Source organism: Anaeropeptidivorans aminofermentans (assembly GCF_940670685.1).
GTDB classification, from domain to species: Bacteria; Bacillota; Clostridia; order Lachnospirales; family UBA5962; genus Anaeropeptidivorans; species Anaeropeptidivorans aminofermentans.
Map to the genome: position 1 here is coordinate 3,441,780 of NZ_OW711693.1, position 17,527 is coordinate 3,459,306.

A 17,527-nucleotide genomic window follows, 5' to 3' on the forward strand; every position below is an offset into this window, starting at 1 on the left:
CGGCTTAATATAATAGAAGCGCTTATATTAAGTTATTCATAGTCAATAAAGATGAAAATATCTTTGTTGATTATAAAAGAACGTTCGCCTAGCTTCCCTGTAAGTGTTTTCAGGTTTACTAAGTATAAAAAATACGGTTTTTGTTACTGTAATCAAATTATTTTACTATACGTTACTTTGTATATGTAATTAATGCAAGCAATTGAAGTTCTTCTTCTCCATGGCACCATACGCCGTGGCTTTCACCGTCTCCGCAGAAGGCTACGTCCCCTGCTTTAAGGATTACTTCTTCGCCGTTATCGTTGTAAAGGGCCTCGCCTTTCAAGATATAATAGGCTTCCTGCTCGCCTTCATGCTTATGTATGCCGATGCCGGTTCCCGGGGATAAAGCATTGATTCCAAAAACCCTGCCTGCACCGGAAAGCTCCTCTGCGCTAAGTAAATTAAATGTTTTAACTACGCCCCCTGCGCCGAATAAATTCGGCCTTTCTATAAAGCCTATGTTGTCTTTTCTTCTTATCATTCTGTCTTCCCCCTTATTTTTATCAGAAACCCAAAGGCCTATGGCCTTGGATTCCTTGCTTCTATTATATTTGTAAATATGATTTGTGTCTGAGTCTTCCCAAACTTTTGAAGCTTTCCTACGAAGTCGTAAAGCTTTGACGAGCTGTCAAAACATACCTTCATAAGCATGGAATAAGCCCCGGCTATATGGTAGCATTCAAGAACGCTGGGGTTTTCCGAAATGAAGTCTACAAACTTTTCCTTCTGTTCCGGCTCCATGGTAAGCTCAATATACGCAACAAAAGAATAGCCGAGCTTTTCAAGGTCAAGCCGTAGGCTGTAGCCCTTGATAACACCGCTTTTTTCAAGCTTTTCTATCCTAGATGAAACTGCCGGCGGAGATAAAAATACCTTTTTAGAAAGTTCATGAAGAGAAATTCTCGAATTATCCGCCAATAAAGACACAAGCCTTCTATCTATGTCATCCATTTGACACCTCTGGAAAATACGGCAAATAAATAAGAAAGGGCAATTGGCTTTTCTATGAAAAGCCCCTTTGAATACTTATCCGCCATGCAATATTGATACACCATAATTATAATCATAAAAGCATGAAAAGGCAATAAGAACCCTTTATTCCTACGGGATAAACGAAAGAAAGCATTTATCCCGCCGACAGAATAAATTTTTGGCAGGATATCCCAGGAAGATTTACAAGATACTTAAGGAAACTTTGCAAACCCTGCATTTTGAGTGAAATATATTCCATTAAAATAATTAAATTCTACGCTGTCAAAAGAAATTTTGTTTTTCGGTATCTTCTCATGTGCTGTTCTCCTCATCAGGCACATGTATACAAAAAGCAATTTAATAATCAAAAGTTAAAGCCCCTAAAAATTTATTAAAATAAACCTAGAACCTTTAAAAATTTCTAAACTTCGGAAATGGCTCAGGTCTATTTACTAAAGATTGTTAAAATGTTATCGTATAGCCATAAAGAATTGTTTATAAACTGCTTAGTATTAATTATGAAAGGTTGATAATAAATGAGCAATACGAAAAGGCTTGAATCAGACTCCATAGGAACTCTCGAAATACCAAAGGAAGCTTATTACGGCGTTCAAAGCTTAAGAGCAAAAGAAAACTTCCATATTACCGGCAGAAGAATGAATCCGCTTATGATTGTAAGCCTTGCGGAAATCAAAAAGGCTGCCGCCATAGCCAATGAAGAAGCCGGTCTTCTTGACGAAAAAATAGCAAAGGCAATGATACAGGCCTGTGATGAAATCATCGAAGGAAAACTCCATGAAGAATTTATTATAGACCCTATTCAAGGGGGCGCAGGAACCTCTGCCAACATGAATGCAAACGAAGTTGTAGCCAACAGGGCAATTGAAATCTTAGGGGGCGAAAAAGGAGATTATTCCATCGTTCACCCTAATGACCACGTAAACATGGCCCAGTCAACAAATGATGTTTATCCCACTGCCGGAAAGCTTACGGTTTTAAAGCTTATACCAAGGCTTTTAGATGAGCTTCACAGATTAAGCGACGCCCTTCACGAAAAAGCGGAAGAGTTTGACGACGTAATCAAAATGGGCCGTACCCAGCTTCAGGACGCTGTTCCCATTCGTTTAGGACAGAGCTTCCAGTGCTACAGCCTTGCAATCGCAAGAGATATCAAAAGAATAGATAAGGTTTTAAACGAGCTTCGTGCCATAAACATGGGGGGTACAGCCATCGGTACGGCATTAAACGCCTGCCCTGAATACCTTGAAACCATCGTTGGCAGACTGAAAGAGGTTACAGGCATTGAAATCGTTCACGCAGGAAACCTTATAGATTCTACGCAAAACCTTGACGGCCTTGTAAACATTTCAGGAACAATGAAGGTATGCGCCGTAAACCTTTCAAAAATGGGGAACGACTTAAGGCTTCTTTCCTCCGGCCCAAGAACAGGCTTTAACGAAATCAACCTTCCTGCAAAGCAAAACGGTTCTTCCATCATGCCAGGCAAGGTAAACCCTGTTATTCCCGAAGTTGTAAGCCAGGTTGCCTTTAACGTTATCGGAAACGATATGACCATAACCATGGCTGCGGAAGCAGGCCAAATGGAACTGAATGCTTTTGAGCCTGTAATTTTCTATAATATGTTTGAACAGATTATAACTCTTACCGGCGCCGTAAGAACATTCACCGATAACTGCATTAAAGGCATCACCGCCAACCGAGAAAGATGCAAGGCCCTCGTTGAAGGAAGCGTAGGCATCATCACCGCCATCTGCCCATACATTGGATACAAGAAGGCGGCGGACATTGCCAAAACCTCTCTTAAAACCAACGAGCCTGTAAGAGACCTTATTTTAAAGGAAAAGCTTCTCACGGAAGAACAGCTGAATAAGCTCCTCGACCCCTATGCTATGACAAATCCCGGCGGAAGTGTTATAGATATGATAAGCACTGCAAAATAGTATTTATTAAAAAGGCTTGCTTAATGCAAGCCTTTTATTGCTTTAGGCCGTATTTTTCTTTATACTTTAAAAGTATATGATAATTACTGTATATTATCCAAAAAAGATATCATGAATTTAAAATTAAACAGGAACAAAACCGTATATTCATAAGAGTTTAAAATATACCGTTTCCTGGGGAAGTCTGTGTTTTTATACGAAGTAAACTTGGAAAAGGATACAGGCTTACGCCTGTAAATCTTTTTAAGTGAGGGGGGTTTTTATGGTTATCAAACTTGTTTTTTGTTTGATAATGAGGAATCTCTAGTGAACAGATTTTTGCTGCTTCTTTATGAGAAGTTACTTTACCATGAAACAAATTTCTTTATTCTTATTCATACCTATAGCAAAACAAAAACCTATTTTTCATAAACAGCTTAAAATAGCGATTCTATATTTTAATAAAAATACTTACACTTTTTTAAAATTTGTGATAGAATATATATTATAGGAAATTGCGTAAGTATAGCTTATATGCTATACATTTTATAATAATTTTTACGGAGGTCTATTATGGATTACAAAGCATTAGCAGTTGAAGCCCACAAAAAATGGAGAGGTAAAATTTCCATCGAGCCTAAAATGGAATTGAACACCCCTCAGGAACTTGCCGTAGCTTATACCCCCGGCGTTGCAGAGCCTTGCCTTCTGATTGAAAAGGACGAGAGCCTTTCTTTTGAGCTTACAGGAAGAGCAAATACTGTTGCTGTCATCACGGACGGAACCGCAGTTTTAGGCTTAGGCGATATCGGCCCTGCCGCAGGTATGCCCGTTATGGAAGGAAAATGCGTTCTTTTCAAAGCCTTTGGCGGCGTTGACGCAATCCCTCTTTGCATCGATTCAAAAGATACTGATGATATTGTAAAGACAATCAAGCTTCTTTCCAAAAGCTTCGGCGGCATCAATTTAGAAGACATCGCGGCCCCAAGATGCTTTGAAATAGAAAAAAGATTAAAAGAAGACCCTGAAATCAATATCCCCATATTCCACGACGACCAGCACGGTACTGCCATCGTAACCGTTGCAGGCCTTGAAAACGCAGTGAAGCTTGTAGGCAAGAAAAAAGAAGAGACAAAGACGGTTATCTCAGGCGCAGGCGCCGCAGGTATCGCCATTGCAAAGCTTATGATGAGCGCAGGCTATAAAAACATCGTTCTCTGCAACTCCAAGGGCATCGTTTCCAGAGACAGAGAATATCCGGAAGGCGACCTTAAAGAAATGTCTAAAATCACAAATCCTGAAAACCTTTCCGGCTCTCTTGCAGATGCTTTAAAGGGCGCAGATATCTTCGTAGGCGTTTCCAAAGGAAACATTGTAACAAAAGAAATGGCTCAGTCCATGAATAAAGACGCTATCGTATTTGCCATGGCGAACCCGATTCCTGAAATTATGCCTGATGTTGCAAAGGAAGCAGGCGTAGCCGTTATGGCAACAGGAAGAAGCGACTTCCCTAACCAGATTAATAACGTGCTTGTATTCCCCGGCGTTTTCCGCGGAGCCTTCGACGCAGGCGCAACAGACATCAACGACGAAATGAAGCTTGCCTGTGCTTATGCCATAGCCTCCTTAATCGGCGACAGTGAAAGAACAGCAGAATATATTATCCCCGGCGTTTTCGATAAAAGAGTAGGCGAAACCGTGGCGAAGGCAGTTCGTGAAGCCGCAGTTAAAACAGGGGTTATCCGTAAGTAATATTTATAAAAACCTACAGAAAAGCATCAGTTTCGGCGGCTAAAGCCTGTGATGATAACTTTTCTTAATAACATGATGAAATGCCAAATATTCTTAAAAAGAATATTTGGCATTTTTATTTTTCTGTTTATAGTAAATTTAGTGTTAAACAGTAACAAAACCGTATATTCATAGAGACTTAAAAATGTACCGTTTCCGGAGGAAATTCGTATCTTTGCGTCTCTTAATGAATCAGTTTTTGTTACTGCTTTATAAAAAATTCACTATATTTTTCGATAGTCAGTTTTTACATTTGATGCTTATTGGCAGGTTGCTGCAAACGGTATGAACATCGTCTCCAGAAATATAGGCAAATAAAAAGCTGCCTGTAAAAAAAGAGCGGTTTTATCAAAAATCAAATAATTTATTTACCGGAATATTCAAGGCCTTTGCAATATTGAAAATCACATCAAGAGACATGGCACAATCGCTATTTTCAATACGGGACATATGAGTTCGGCTTATATCAATTTTGTCGGCAAGCTGTATTTGGGATAAGCCCTGCTCTTTCCGATAATATGCAATATTTAATCCAAGCTTCTTATATTCTTCATGATACCGCCGTTTCATACGCTATATTACCTCCCCATATAGCATATGACATTTTTGGTTTTAATACGACAACGTGTATTATAACTTATGTTACATTACACGTTGTTGTATATGATTTAATATATGGTATACTATGAATGCATTTCTCTTAGGGAAATGTATAAAGCTTATGATATATAGTAAATTTGCTTTTCTCCCGCAGTTCGTAACGGCCCTAAGAAGGCATAACATTAAGGAAAATCAAATTTATAATGCTGCTGCTTTACTTTTATTCGAATATAACTACCTATAAGCATTGGAAACCGTAAGAGCTGAAATATTGTATTAAATGGGTATCAGCGCTTATTTAAAATAATCCTTTGTCACAGCTTTAAAATTTCATCATAAGACATTTCCAAAACATCTTTGATGGCGTTTAATTCTTCAAGGGATATATGGCGTATGCCTGCTTCTATTTTAGCAAGGGTTCCCCTTGAAATATCGCAGCCGATAACTTGTAGCTGGGCAGAAAGCTGTTCTTGCGTAAGGCCTTTTTCTTTACGGCCCTTCTGTATATTGTCACCTATGGTTTTATGAGCCTTGATATTCTGATTCATAATTCAATGTCTCCCCAGCTCTGAATATGGAGCAATTTTTATTGATTATATAAAATGATTAAGTTATAATTGCTCCAATGCAAGAGCAAAGGAGTGCTAGTATTTATGCCAGATTACGAGAAGATGTATTTTGAACTTTTTAACGCGGTAACATCAGCTATTGCTACATTGGAAGACGCCCAGAAAATGTGTGAAGAAATTTACATAGAGACCGGCGACCATGGTAAAATTATACTTCTGGAATCCCAAAATAAGGAGCACAATGAACCCAATAAGGATTCTTGATATTTTAAATAAAATAATGCTGATAAGAATATAGCGAAACAGCCTTAAGGCAGGAACAAAAATCTATTTACTGCGGCTTCATCGTTGCCAAACAAAAACAAGTTTGATAACCATAAGAAAACGGAGTTCCGCAGGAAACAGTATATTTTTGAATCCTTGTGAATATACGGTTTTGTTATACTCGAATCAAAGTAAGGAAGTAGCGCTGTAAATTTACTTTTCCTTGAGGTTATGCCTTTTTAGGGCCCGTTACTTACTGTGGAAGAAAAGCAAGTTTACTATACTGTTTAACGCTAAAAGCCCCACTTTGTGGGGCTTTTAATAAAATCTTCGGGCAAAGCCCATATAACTTAGGAGGTTTTAGGAATTTTTATACGGACACTCATTTAAGCCTTACGGCTTTTTCCTGCTTGCCGGTATCGACATTTAAAAATACACTGTAATAATTGGAGTCGAAAAGCACCTTAAATTCATGGCAGAGTATTTCTGCTCCATTAACAGAAATGAGAGAAAGCCTGTAATCCTTCTTTTCAAGCTGGCTGCTTAAAAGCTCTGACGCCTGCTCCTTTGAAAGCTTAGGCGTATTTAAAGTTCTTTCTTTGTGGCTGTAAATATAATTTCTTCCTTCAAAGCCCAGGATTTCACCGTTTACAAGGCTTATTTTTACCTTTACGCTATCGGGATAGCAGTATATTTCGCTTACATAAGGTATAAAGGTAATGATTGCGTAGCTTCCCAAGTTTTCCGCCTCTATGGCTGTCATACTGGTATATTGGCTGTTGTTGAGGAACTTCTGGGCAAGCTCCTTTGCTCTTTCAAGGGAAATATAATTATTCCCCGATATAATCTCTCTATAATTCAGCATCCATACGGGATAGCCGCCCATTTGGGTTATATCCATTGAAATGGAAGGCCTTGAAGCCCCTTTTAATGTTACGTCATAGCTGTATACGGGAAGAGACTTTTCCGCCGTAGGCTCTGTCTTTGAGATAAATTCTATATTGCCTATTTCCATTCCCCTAAGGAACTTTTCAACAGCCTGCTTTCCCTGTTCGGGAAGGATTTCAGCCGCATCTTCAAGGAATTTAGGCTTCGATAAATCTATTGTACTGTTTTTCAAATAGCTTGGCTCATAAAGAGTATCGGAAATATTTGAAAGGGCACCCGATGCTATTGATGAAAGCCTGCTGCCCGGGGTATCCTTTTCAAAGAGAAAGGTGTGTTCAATATTTCTCTTTAATACATTAATATCCGCAAGCGTATAATTAAGCCTGCCGGATAAATCGGCACCCTTTGTTCTAAGGTCATCAACCTTTTTCCATTCTTCGGCTGTAAGCTCTTTTCCTGCCGCCGTCTTTTCCATGAGGCTGTAGGAGGTATTTACCGTATCGGATAAAAAGCTTAATGACCCTTCTATTTCAAGATTATTATAATTAAATAAGGAAAGCCCGTCTCTTGCTTCTGTTCCTTCCTTCCATACCTTGGCAAAGATAAGTGCAAGCTCCTCCGGCTTTTTCGTAAGCCTTGCGGTATCGAGCAAAGTCTCTATATCCGATATTGAAGAAGCCGCTTTATTGAGGTTTCCCATATATCCTGAGGTTAAAAGGGCCTTGTTTGATTTGTTTTCTTTATACTGGTTGTAGCCGAACATGAAGCTTAAAAGCAATATGGCAAGTATAATCAGCATGCCGTAGCCTGTTCTAAGGTCCTTTATATCTGCCGCCTTGGCCCTTGCCTTTATTCTTTCCTGCCGCTCTTTTAATTTTTCATCCATATGATCACTCCTGCCTGATTCCAAAGGATACGCCTCCTATTAGCTTAATAACCGGCATAGTCGAAATCCTGCTGTTTTTTTCCTGTCCGTCTCTCCAGAAATATAATGCGCCGTTGGAGGGGTCAAAACCGTTTACTGCGTCTCTCGCCGCTTCTATGGATTTTTCTGACGGGGTTTTAAGGCCCTCAAATTCCTGAGGCTGATATATGACTGATGAGATTGTATCAGGAAAGCTTCCGTTATTGGTTCTATTGATTATTACAGCCCCTATGGCTACCTTTCCGTGATAAGGCAAGTCTTCTCCGTAGGCCTCTATTAAAGATGCAAGAAGCCATATCTCATTCTCCGAAGAAATATAATCATCATCTGCGCCCGATGCGTTTATGCCTATGGATTTTAAAAAGCTTTCATCGGCTATACCCGTAGGCTCCATGTTATTGCTTCTTTGGTATTCCTTAACAGAATTAAATGTTTCATAATCATAAACACCGCTGATATTGCCCGTATAGTAATTCCAGAGCTTGAGCCTTTGCTGTATCTGTTTTACAGTACCTCCGCCGCTTCCCCAGGTATAAACTGTCGTATCGCCTTTTGCTTCCGAAACCAAGCTGGAAGCCAAAAACACGAAACAGAGAAGCAGTGTAATTATTAAAGATCGCCTTCGTTTTTCCATATTAACACTTCCTCGTTCTTAATAAGCTCTAAGTTTTTATCCTCTTTCATTTCCTGCCAAAGCTCTATGATTTTAAACTTTATTTTAACATCGGTGCTTCTTTCTCCCTCGGTGCTTATAAGCTCATATTCTGCGGCGGAAAGGTTTTCTTTCAGTATTTCCTTCATTTCCTCAGGTGCTTCTTCCTTTGCTACATCTATAAAACATAAAGGCGGAAACATAACGCACCACCAGTTGGCGCCTTCCGCTTCTCCTATTTCAATTCTCATGGCATCATAGAAGCCTGCGGGAAGCATAATGTCGCCATAGGTTTTCGTAGGGAACTTATCTTTTGACAGTCCTGCTTTTACGCTGTAGCTGTATCCCGATTCCTCTATAACCTTCTTTGCAGTTTCTTCTATCAGCGGTATATTTTCCGTAAGAAACTCTTTGCTTTCTTCAAGGCTTTCAGATGCACTAAGGCCTTGGGAAAGTGTCTTTAAAACCTCGTCTTTTATTTTTATTTTAAGATTTTGGTCGTCTGCACTGTCGCTGTTTGCGATTACGTGAAAGCGTATCAGCTCTTTTGCAATATCGGCCTGGGTTCTTTCCGCATAGCTTTTCGTATATAAAGCGACGCCGAAGGTTATGGCAAAGCCTGTGATAACCGATATTTTGATTATGTTTTTATCCTTTACGTACCAGTTTTTTATTTTATCTTTCATCATATTTATAATCTCCATTAAAAAATCCCCCTTCTGTATTTAAAGCAAAACAAGATTAAGGTATTAATAATTTGTTTTACTATAAGCCTGATTTCACAATGAAATCCTCATATGCTTATTATTTCCAGAAGGAGGAGGTCTTATACAATTATAAATATACTTAAAAACCGTAATTCTTAATTTTTTTCGCGCTTTAGTCTGCAAAACAGACAATACAGCTTAAAAATTAGGATTGCAGAAAAGCTTATGAAAGTTAAAACCGTCTTTTTGTTTTAAATTTTCATAAGTATAACTTAGATTATGCTTATTTTATACGAAGCAAAGATGAAAAATAATATAAGCACATACTTGCAAATTGTTTTTAAATGGGCATTACAGTTAATAAACAAGTTTTCATGTTTGTTAGGCAGTCTAAGAATAATAAATAAACTAAAGTTTATTTATTATTTTACAGCAGAAATACATTTTTCAGCCTTAAAGCTGAAAAAGTATTATTTGCAAGAAAATGTGAATTCGAATGGAACCGGAAAGAAGTCCGGTCACGCGCAGCGTGATTTTTGCGAAGCAAAAATTCTGAGAAGAAAAACGCAGAAATAGCAGAGCCATTTAGAGTATTTTCGATGATGAAGTCACGTCTTTATGGCAAAACAGACTTTTGTTTGGACTTCACGCCCTATCTATAAACTGTAATTTATATCTTATTTCGCTGTACCGGATTCTTTTAAATTCAAATCCACATTAATATGAGCTTCCATATGCTCGAAGGTCTTTTCCCAGTCGTCGCTGTATTTTAAATAAAGGTCATAATCCTTTTTCTTTAACTTATCGGTAAATTCTAAAACATCAGCCTTATATTCCTTATTCAGCTTTATAATAAAATCTTCTATATCCTTTTTTATTTTTTCCTCTGTTTTTCTTTCTATTTCTTCGCGGACTTCATTGTCCTTCATGTCTATACCTATAAACTTATACTCTCCCGTATTGGCGTTTACGGAAATATCGACGGTGCAGATAAGATTGCCTTCGTCTTTGAAGCTTATTTTTGACTTTGTTTTTTCTGTTTCTATGGGAACAAATATGCCCTCGTATTCCGTCTCTATAACCGCTCCTGCTCCCATGGCTTTCACAAAGAGGTATGCTTCAAGCTCTTTGTCGCTAAGCCATGCAATAAGCTCTTTATCCTTCATTACGGCGGCTCCGCCCGTTTTAAGGCTGTCTGAGGTCACCTCTATTTCAGGAATAATAAAGGCATTATTGTTTTCCATATCCATTACAAGGCTTGAAAGGCTTTGCCTGTAGGCTATGCTTTCATTGTTCTTTTTATAAAAATCTGACATAAAAAATCCTGCCATAGTTTCTTCCGTCACCTCCGCCGTTAATATTTCTGAACCCTTGCCTCTTGAAGAAAGGATTATGACCTTCTGGGATATCTCCCTGTTTTGTTCCAGGCTATCCATAGCCTCAGAAAACAAATCCTTGTCTTTAAGAAGCGCTTCTCCCATTATTATGATCTTCGTATGGCCATAATATGCTTCTTTGGAGGAATAGGCATTCACCATTTCCATTGCCCGCCCAGTCGTTGATGCCGATACGCTTTTGATTATTTTCTCGCCCTTTGAAGATGCTCCGTTTATCATTATCTCATCGGAAGGCATCTCCATCGTAAGAGTGAAGCGGGGTTTGCCCGTTGATTTTTCTTCGTCTTTTTCGTCTTCTTCGTTATGGTCCTTTTCTTCTTCGTCTTCGTCTTCTTTTTCTTCTTCGTCTTTTTCTTTTTCCGGCTTATTTTCTCTGTCTTCAAGATTCGATTCTTCTTTTTCCTGTGAAGCATCGGATTGTGAATCAGAATCCTTTATTTCTTTTTGTTCTTTTTCATATTTATCTACGGCGATGGAAATTACAAAACCGGTATTGGCTAGCTCTACGTTATCCCAGCAGCCGGTTAAGAGGATTATGGACAATAAAAAAGGAATTATTCTAGCTTTTTTCATAGGCTCCTCCTACCTTTCTTATTTTTGCAAGAACCAGAAGGGCGGCAGGTATTATAACGGCATAGATGATTCCGGAGCTTAAATATAAAAAACTCATCTTTTCATAGACTTCAACCGTATTATGCATAAAAGTAGTAAGCAAAAGAGCGATGATGATATAGGCTATGACGTAATAAGTATGCTTCCCCTTTTTAAATACAGATTTTGAGATAACTGCCCCATAGAAAAGCCCTGCATTTACGATGGCAAACATAGATACAATCCAAAAGCTCATAATAAGCGCCTCCTGCCTTTCTATGAAGGAGCCGGGCAAATCCACCGTATCCATCATTTCAAGAACGGGCCATGGCTGGTTTGCTATATTGCTTACGCCGAAGCGGCATATGGCGATTACGGTGATAGCAGTAAACACGATTCCCGTTATCAAAATCATTTGCAGAGAAGCGCTTCTTACCTTTGCCGGCTTATTGATATAAGGGTTTACAAGGAGAAGGCCCTCGATTCCCATAAATGCCGAAAAGCAGTTGAGGCCCCCTCTTAATACCGCCTCCGGAGAGCTTTTGAAAGCAGGAAGAATATTCGTAAAATCCACATCAAGAGATGCCAGCGAAAAAACAAGAATAAGAGGAATGAAAATGATAAAAATAAGAATTTCTGCTATCCTTGCTCTGGTTTCAAAGCCCTTGGCGGAAGTGTATCCGCTTACTAAAAGAAGCATGAGGATTATTATAAAAAACGGCGTTTCTTTAAGCATAATAAGCTTTACGATTTCACCGAAAAAGCTAAGCTCAAAGGAAATCAGCATAACGATTTTAAAAAGCAGGAGAACATTCAGCAAACAGCTTACAGGCTTTGAAGCTATAATTGCCGTATATTCAAAGAAGCTTTTACTGGGGAAAAGCCTTCCAAGGCTTGTTATAAGCCATACGCTTAAAAGGGCAATTCCCGAGGCGATGATGACACTGATCCAACCGTCGGTACCTGCATAATAGGCAGCGTGGCGGGGAAGAACGATTACCCCCGTTCCGAAAGAATTGAGCAGTATTAATATTTGAAGCTGGCGTATGGAAATTTTATCATTTATGGAAAACATAATTACTCCTTTTTATGGATATTTCCTACATTCGGCATATTTATTCTTACGGAATTATCAGGCCTTGCAAAAAACGGCCTTTTTTTCATCATGAAAAGGGGAAGCCTTAAAAATGTATCCTTTATATCGGAATATTGATTGACACTGCCTGAAACATAAGGGAAAAGATAAGGTATGCCAAAGCTTTTCAATGAAGTAAGATGAATAAGTACAAATATAAGACCTATCCAGAATCCAAAAAGCCCGAAGATTGCTGAAAAAATCATAAGCACATATTTAATCAGGCGAAAGCCGTTTACCAAAGAAACATGGGGGATTGCAAAGCTCGCTATTCCCGTAAGAGCTACGATTATAACCACAATGGGGCTTACGAGACCGGCTTCTACAGCGGCCTGACCGATGATGATACCGCCTACAATGCCTATGGTTCCGCCGGCAGGGCCCGGAAGCCTTATGCCCGCCTCTCTCAGAAGCTCAAAGGCAAGGTCCATAATCAAAACTTCAACAACCGTCGGAAAAGGGACCCCCGCTCTTGCCCCGGCCATTTTAAGCATTAAAAACATGGGAAGCATCGAAGGGTGATAAGATGCCACGGCTATATAAAAAGCCGGAAGACATACAGTTATAACTCCCGACGCGTATCTTATGAGCCTTGCAAAGCTCATAATGCCAAATCTCTGATAATAATCCTCAGCCGACTGGAAAAACGTATTCATTGTAGCCGGAATAATCAAAACAAAAGGAGAGTTATCCGCAATGATTACGATTCTTCCTTCAAGAATTGCAGCGGAAGCTTTATCCGGCCTTTCTGTAATCTGGCACTGGGGAAAGGGAGACATCCAATTGTCTTCAATCAGCTGTTCTATATATCCAATATCCAGTATTCCGTCAATATCTATATTATTCAGCCTTTTAAGGGCATCATTTAGAACATCCGGCCTTACTAAATCCTTAATATACATCAGGGCAATATCCGTCTGGGTTCTCCTGCCTGCCTTTATCTGCTTTACCTTTAAGTTAACATCTCTGATTCTTCTTCTGATAAGACATGTATTCGTCCTGATAACCTCTGAAAAGGAGTCTTTGGAGCCTTGAACAACAACCTCCGTCGCCGCTTCTGCAACTCCTCTGCTGTCAAAGCCTTTAGAATTTATTATGAGGGCTTTTTTGCTTTTGTCTATTAAAAGGGCCGCATCTCCCGAAAGGATTGCCGTATTAAGTTCTTCCATGGTTTCTACTTCAGTGATGTCGGCAATCACCACGTCTCCGTCCTTTAAAGCGCCGTAAAGGTCGTTTATAACCTCCGCCGTATCCGGCTTCACCTGACGGACTCTGAACATAAAGGACTCCATTATCCCTTTATCTATTAATGTTCTGTCACACATATTGTCAATATATATGATAAAGGCGTTAAGGGATTTATTTGCCCCTATGGGAAATTTTCTCTTAACGATATCGCCGCAGTCTTCATAAAGCTCTTCGAAATACTTTATGTTTTCGTCCAATATTTCGTTTATGTCCATAAATGCCTCCTTTTGCAAACTGCTGTAATGCATTGCTGAAAAATTGCTTACTTATATGTTTTTCCTAAAAAATGTAAAATATTCATTTGTTTCATTTTTTTACGGGAAAAGTATAGAACCTTCCCTTATAAAAACAAAATTTTAATGGATTGTTAAACAAAATTAAAACAGCCCCAAGGGCCTGCTTTACATAGTTCAAATTCTGTTTATTCCGAAACTCCGTATTTTTATCAATATAAAAAGGCACAAATCTAGAAAACAGGTCAGCTTCATTTAAAAATGTCCTGCAAGCTTAGGGATCGGGGAACAGAGTTTATGTATAGTAAATTTAAAGTTAAACAGTAGCAAAGCCGTATATTCACGAAGGCTCAAAAATGTACTGTTTCCGAAGGAAATCCGTGTTTTTGAGCCTTAAGGGAATAGGCTTCTGCTACTTCTTCATGATAAATTTACTATAAATAAAGCTATATTTTATTTTTAGTAAATAGGCTTTTGTTACTTCTTTAGAAGCAATTTACTATGCCTTGTTCTCTAAACCGGTGCCTTTTAAGCCTTAAAAAAAGGATAAACCTAAGGCAATGCCTTTAGTTTATCCTTTTTTAAGTTTTATTCTTTTTTATAAAGTCCTGCTCTGTTATTGACTACAAATATTCTAAGCATATCTTCCGATAAATTGAGTTTTCCTTCTTCATCGCCTTTAAGATAACCCATGCTTACAAGATTCTTTATTGTCTCCTTGCCGTATTCCGGTATATCATCAATGTAGTCGTATCGATTCACAATAAGCTCGCCTTCTTTCTTAAGCTCTTTAAGCTCTTCATTTACATCTTTAAGGAAAATATCCCACCCCTTCCAATTGTCATAGCTTAATATCCTCGGGCAGATTTTTCCGCTCCAGTCATAATGCCTTCGAAGCCTGTCTATTCCCCAGTCCCTTTCATATAAAAGCATTGCAGTGAGCTTTGCAGCATTGGCTAAAGTCTCTTCCCTGTCTCCGCTTTCAATTATTTCTATGGATATGCTTTCACGATTTCCCACCCGGTCGCCTGCATGATAGGCCATTTCATCAAGAGGGATTGCCTCTATGGCCTCTGTATCGTCTACTGCGATATGCCAGCTTGCGCTTCTGTCGTTTACGGGATTCGTAAGCCAATCTCTTTCATTTTGGGCGGTGCTTTTTTCATTGCCTGTGGAATGAATGGTTATATAGCTGGGGTTTATTTTTATTCCAGGCCTCTTGCTTGATGAAATTGGAATGTGGTCAACTCTATATTTCATAAGCTGTTTTCTCCTTCCGGTTATGCTTTGTAAATTAAGATTTATAGTAAATTTCATATAAAGAAGCGGCAAAAGCCTATTCCCATCAGGCCCAAAAACACGGATTTCCTTCGGAAACAGTACATTTTTGAACCTGTGTAAATATACGGCTTTGCTACTGTTTAACTTTAAATTTACTATACACACTCATTAAAATACTTTCAGGTTAGGCAGTGTCTGAAAACAGTCAAACCGACAAGAATGATAAATAAACTAAAGTTTATTTATCATTCTACAGCAGAAATACATCTTTCAGCTTGTAAGCTGAAAAAGTATTGTTTCCAAGAAAATGTGAATTCGAATGGAACCGGAAAGAAGTCCGGTCACGCGCAGCGTGATTTTTGCGAAGCAAAAATTCTGAGAAGAAAAACGCAGAAACAGCAGTGCTATTTCGAGTATTTTCGATGAAGAAGTCACGTTTTTATGGCAGAATAGACTAGGTTTTGGACTTTTCAGACACGCCCTAGCTTAAAATGTAATTTGCCTTCTCTGTTGTCTCTTATGGCAAAACAAAAAAATGCTGCAAAAAGCGTAAATCCGGAATAGTTCAAAAATACACTGCTTCCGAAGAAAACACTTGTTTTCAAATTATGGTAAATAGGCTTTTGCAGCTGCTTTGCTTTTGTTTTACTGTACTTTTAGTTTATGTTACAGTAATTTTTTAGGAACAAGGCTTTATGAGAAATAATGTCTATTTTCTGCCGTCTTTAAGCTGCATAAGCTTTTCTTTTAAAAATTCCGGCATGGGAAAACCGCAGGAACCGTAATTTTCGAGGATACTTAAGCCCTCGTTTGCAATAAAGAAAAAAATAAGGGTCTCCCTTAAAATTCCTCCTGCGCCCACCACATTATCAAGCCAAGTACCAAAAGCCACAAGGGCAAAATACATCAGCTTTTTTATGATTCCTTTAAATCCTATCTTTGAATTAAGCTCCTTATGGTATCCCGCTCTTAAAAGGCCCGTTATATAATCTATAACCATCGCCATTACAAGAGATTTAAGTGCCATGTCAAACCCTCCCAGATAATAAGAGAAAAAAGCCATAATCCAACCGACAATGATTTTAAATTCCATTTCTTTCATGATTTCCCTCCTTTTGTCTGCCTTTACCCTTAAGATAAATATAAACCTTCGGAAGTATCAAAAAGTATCGTTATATTAGCTCATGTTTTGCAATATAAATATATTAAGTTCTATAATACAAGTACGGAGGTTGTTTTATATGTTTAAGCTGCGGCTTGAAAAACCACCCTTTGTTAAGCCGGCATTCAGAAAACCAAGACTTAAAAAGCTTAACTTTAACAAAAGAAAAGCATTGAAATATACCCTTTCTGCTCTTATACTCATTGGTGCGACGCTCTCTTTTAAAACGGCGCTGGAAAGAATTTACGATGCTGAAGAAGTTTTTCTCACTGCAAATGCGGAAGAAAAAAAACTCCCCATATACAGCGTAGATACAGAAGGCAAAAAAGTAGCCTTAACCTTTAACGCAGCATGGGGCTCCGATGATGTTGATGAGATTTTAACGATACTGGAAGAAAACGATGTGAAGTCCACCTTTTTCTTTTGCGGCTACTGGGTAGACAGATACCCGGACGAGGTTCGGAAAATATACACAAAGGGCCATGATATTGCAAACCACTCGGACACCCATCCCCATCCAAATCTTCTTAGCCTTGAAAAGAACAAAGAAGAAATCATGAATGTCCATGAAAAGGTAAAAGAGCTTTTAGGCTACGAAATGAAATTTTACAGACCGCCTTTCGGAGAATATAACAACACTGTGATACAGGCGGCAGAAGAAAGCGGATATTATCCAGTGCAATGGGACGTAGATAGTCTCGACTGGAAAAAGCTGGGGGTTGAGCATGAAATAAATCAGGTCCTTAACAATAAAAATCTAAAAGACGGCTCTATTATTCTTTTCCATAACGACGCGGAGCATACGCCGGCGGCCCTCGGCCCAATTATTAAAGGCCTTAAAGAGCAGGGCTATGAAATCGTTCCTCTTTCGGAGCTGATACACGAGGAAGATTATCATATTAATAATGAAGGAAGGCAGATATTAAACTCAAAGAAAGAAGAGACGGGATTATTTAATTAATTCTAAGAGGCGGCTGCAAAATTAACACTGAGATTCAAGATAGCTGACAGCTTAGGGAATGCGCAGCGTTTTAAATTATAGTAAATTTAAAGTTAAACAGTAGCAAAGCTTTAAATTATTTACTCCATTGAGGAAAACAGCGTATTTCGTAGCTTTAGCTAAAAAAAGC

Annotated in this window: 16 protein-coding genes; 4 read left to right on the forward strand and 12 right to left on the reverse strand. The window is 38.7% G+C overall.

Annotation, left to right across the window (positions count from 1 at the left end; all coding sequences use genetic code 11):
* Positions 1-172: 172 nt before the first annotated feature.
* Together NBX03_RS14550 and NBX03_RS14555 are read right to left on the reverse strand one after the other, a co-directional pair.
* On the reverse strand, positions 173-523 hold the full coding sequence (locus NBX03_RS14550; protein ID WP_250228492.1) for a cupin domain-containing protein: 351 nt from the start codon (positions 521-523) through the stop codon (positions 173-175).
* 38 nt (positions 524-561) lie between these two features.
* Positions 562-993 carry an Lrp/AsnC family transcriptional regulator gene (locus NBX03_RS14555; protein WP_250228493.1) on the reverse strand — a complete coding sequence of 144 codons (432 nt, stop codon included), beginning with the start codon at positions 991-993 and terminating at the stop codon, positions 562-564.
* 557 nt (positions 994-1,550) lie between these two features.
* Between NBX03_RS14555 and NBX03_RS14560 the strand changes: the two genes are divergently transcribed.
* Both NBX03_RS14560 and NBX03_RS14565 read left to right on the forward strand, forming a co-directional pair.
* Positions 1,551-2,975, forward strand: coding sequence for an aspartate ammonia-lyase (locus NBX03_RS14560; protein WP_250228494.1), 1,425 nt, complete (start codon positions 1,551-1,553; stop codon positions 2,973-2,975).
* 552 nt (positions 2,976-3,527) lie between these two features.
* Positions 3,528-4,706, forward strand: coding sequence for an NAD(P)-dependent malic enzyme (locus NBX03_RS14565; protein ID WP_250228495.1), 1,179 nt, complete (start codon positions 3,528-3,530; stop codon positions 4,704-4,706).
* Between the two features lie 387 nt (positions 4,707-5,093).
* Here NBX03_RS14565 and NBX03_RS14570 read toward each other — a convergent pair whose 3' ends face one another.
* A complete protein-coding gene (locus NBX03_RS14570) occupies positions 5,094-5,315 on the reverse strand; it encodes a helix-turn-helix transcriptional regulator (protein ID WP_250228496.1) in 222 nt (73 codons plus the stop codon).
* Between the two features lie 344 nt (positions 5,316-5,659).
* On the reverse strand, positions 5,660-5,893 hold the full coding sequence (locus NBX03_RS14575; RefSeq protein WP_250228497.1) for a helix-turn-helix domain-containing protein: 234 nt from the start codon (positions 5,891-5,893) through the stop codon (positions 5,660-5,662).
* A gap of 105 nt (positions 5,894-5,998) precedes the next feature.
* Between NBX03_RS14575 and NBX03_RS14580 the strand changes: the two genes are divergently transcribed.
* Positions 5,999-6,178 (forward strand): hypothetical protein, encoded by a 180-nt coding sequence (locus tag NBX03_RS14580; protein ID WP_250228498.1) that lies wholly within the window; start codon positions 5,999-6,001, stop codon positions 6,176-6,178.
* A gap of 382 nt (positions 6,179-6,560) precedes the next feature.
* Here the strand turns inward: NBX03_RS14580 and NBX03_RS14585 are convergent, their stop codons facing one another.
* The 8 genes from NBX03_RS14585 to NBX03_RS14620 all read right to left on the reverse strand — a co-directional run bounded on the left by NBX03_RS14585 (position 6,561) and on the right by NBX03_RS14620 (position 16,337).
* Positions 6,561-7,952, reverse strand: a complete 1,392-nt coding sequence (locus NBX03_RS14585) for a PepSY1/2 domain-containing protein (RefSeq protein WP_250228499.1) — start codon at positions 7,950-7,952, stop codon at positions 6,561-6,563.
* A 4-nt stretch (positions 7,953-7,956) separates the two neighbouring features.
* Complete coding sequence (locus NBX03_RS14590; protein WP_250228500.1) at positions 7,957-8,625, reverse strand: cell wall hydrolase; 669 nt, start codon at positions 8,623-8,625, stop codon at positions 7,957-7,959.
* Positions 8,601-9,347, reverse strand: coding sequence for a stage II sporulation protein R (gene spoIIR, locus NBX03_RS14595; RefSeq protein WP_250228501.1), 747 nt, complete (start codon positions 9,345-9,347; stop codon positions 8,601-8,603). The genes NBX03_RS14590 and spoIIR overlap by 25 nt, the downstream gene beginning before the upstream one ends.
* Before the next feature lie 680 nt (positions 9,348-10,027).
* A complete protein-coding gene (locus NBX03_RS14600; RefSeq protein WP_250228502.1) occupies positions 10,028-11,320 on the reverse strand; it encodes a Ger(x)C family spore germination protein in 1,293 nt (430 codons plus the stop codon).
* Positions 11,307-12,413, reverse strand: coding sequence for a GerAB/ArcD/ProY family transporter (locus NBX03_RS14605; protein ID WP_250228503.1), 1,107 nt, complete (start codon positions 12,411-12,413; stop codon positions 11,307-11,309). The genes NBX03_RS14600 and NBX03_RS14605 overlap by 14 nt, the downstream gene beginning before the upstream one ends.
* 2 nt (positions 12,414-12,415) lie before the next feature.
* Complete coding sequence (locus tag NBX03_RS14610; protein WP_250228504.1) at positions 12,416-13,936, reverse strand: spore germination protein; 1,521 nt, start codon at positions 13,934-13,936, stop codon at positions 12,416-12,418.
* Positions 13,937-14,542: 606 nt separating this feature from the next.
* A complete protein-coding gene (locus NBX03_RS14615) occupies positions 14,543-15,214 on the reverse strand; it encodes a peptidoglycan recognition protein family protein (protein WP_250228505.1) in 672 nt (223 codons plus the stop codon).
* Between the two features lie 730 nt (positions 15,215-15,944).
* Positions 15,945-16,337, reverse strand: a complete 393-nt coding sequence (locus tag NBX03_RS14620) for a phage holin family protein (protein WP_250228506.1) — start codon at positions 16,335-16,337, stop codon at positions 15,945-15,947.
* A gap of 139 nt (positions 16,338-16,476) precedes the next feature.
* Here NBX03_RS14620 and NBX03_RS14625 point away from each other — a divergent pair, with 139 nt between their 5' ends.
* Positions 16,477-17,358: a polysaccharide deacetylase family protein gene (locus tag NBX03_RS14625; protein WP_250228507.1), complete on the forward strand. Its 882-nt coding sequence runs from the start codon at positions 16,477-16,479 to the stop codon at positions 17,356-17,358.
* Positions 17,359-17,527 lie beyond the last annotated feature (169 nt).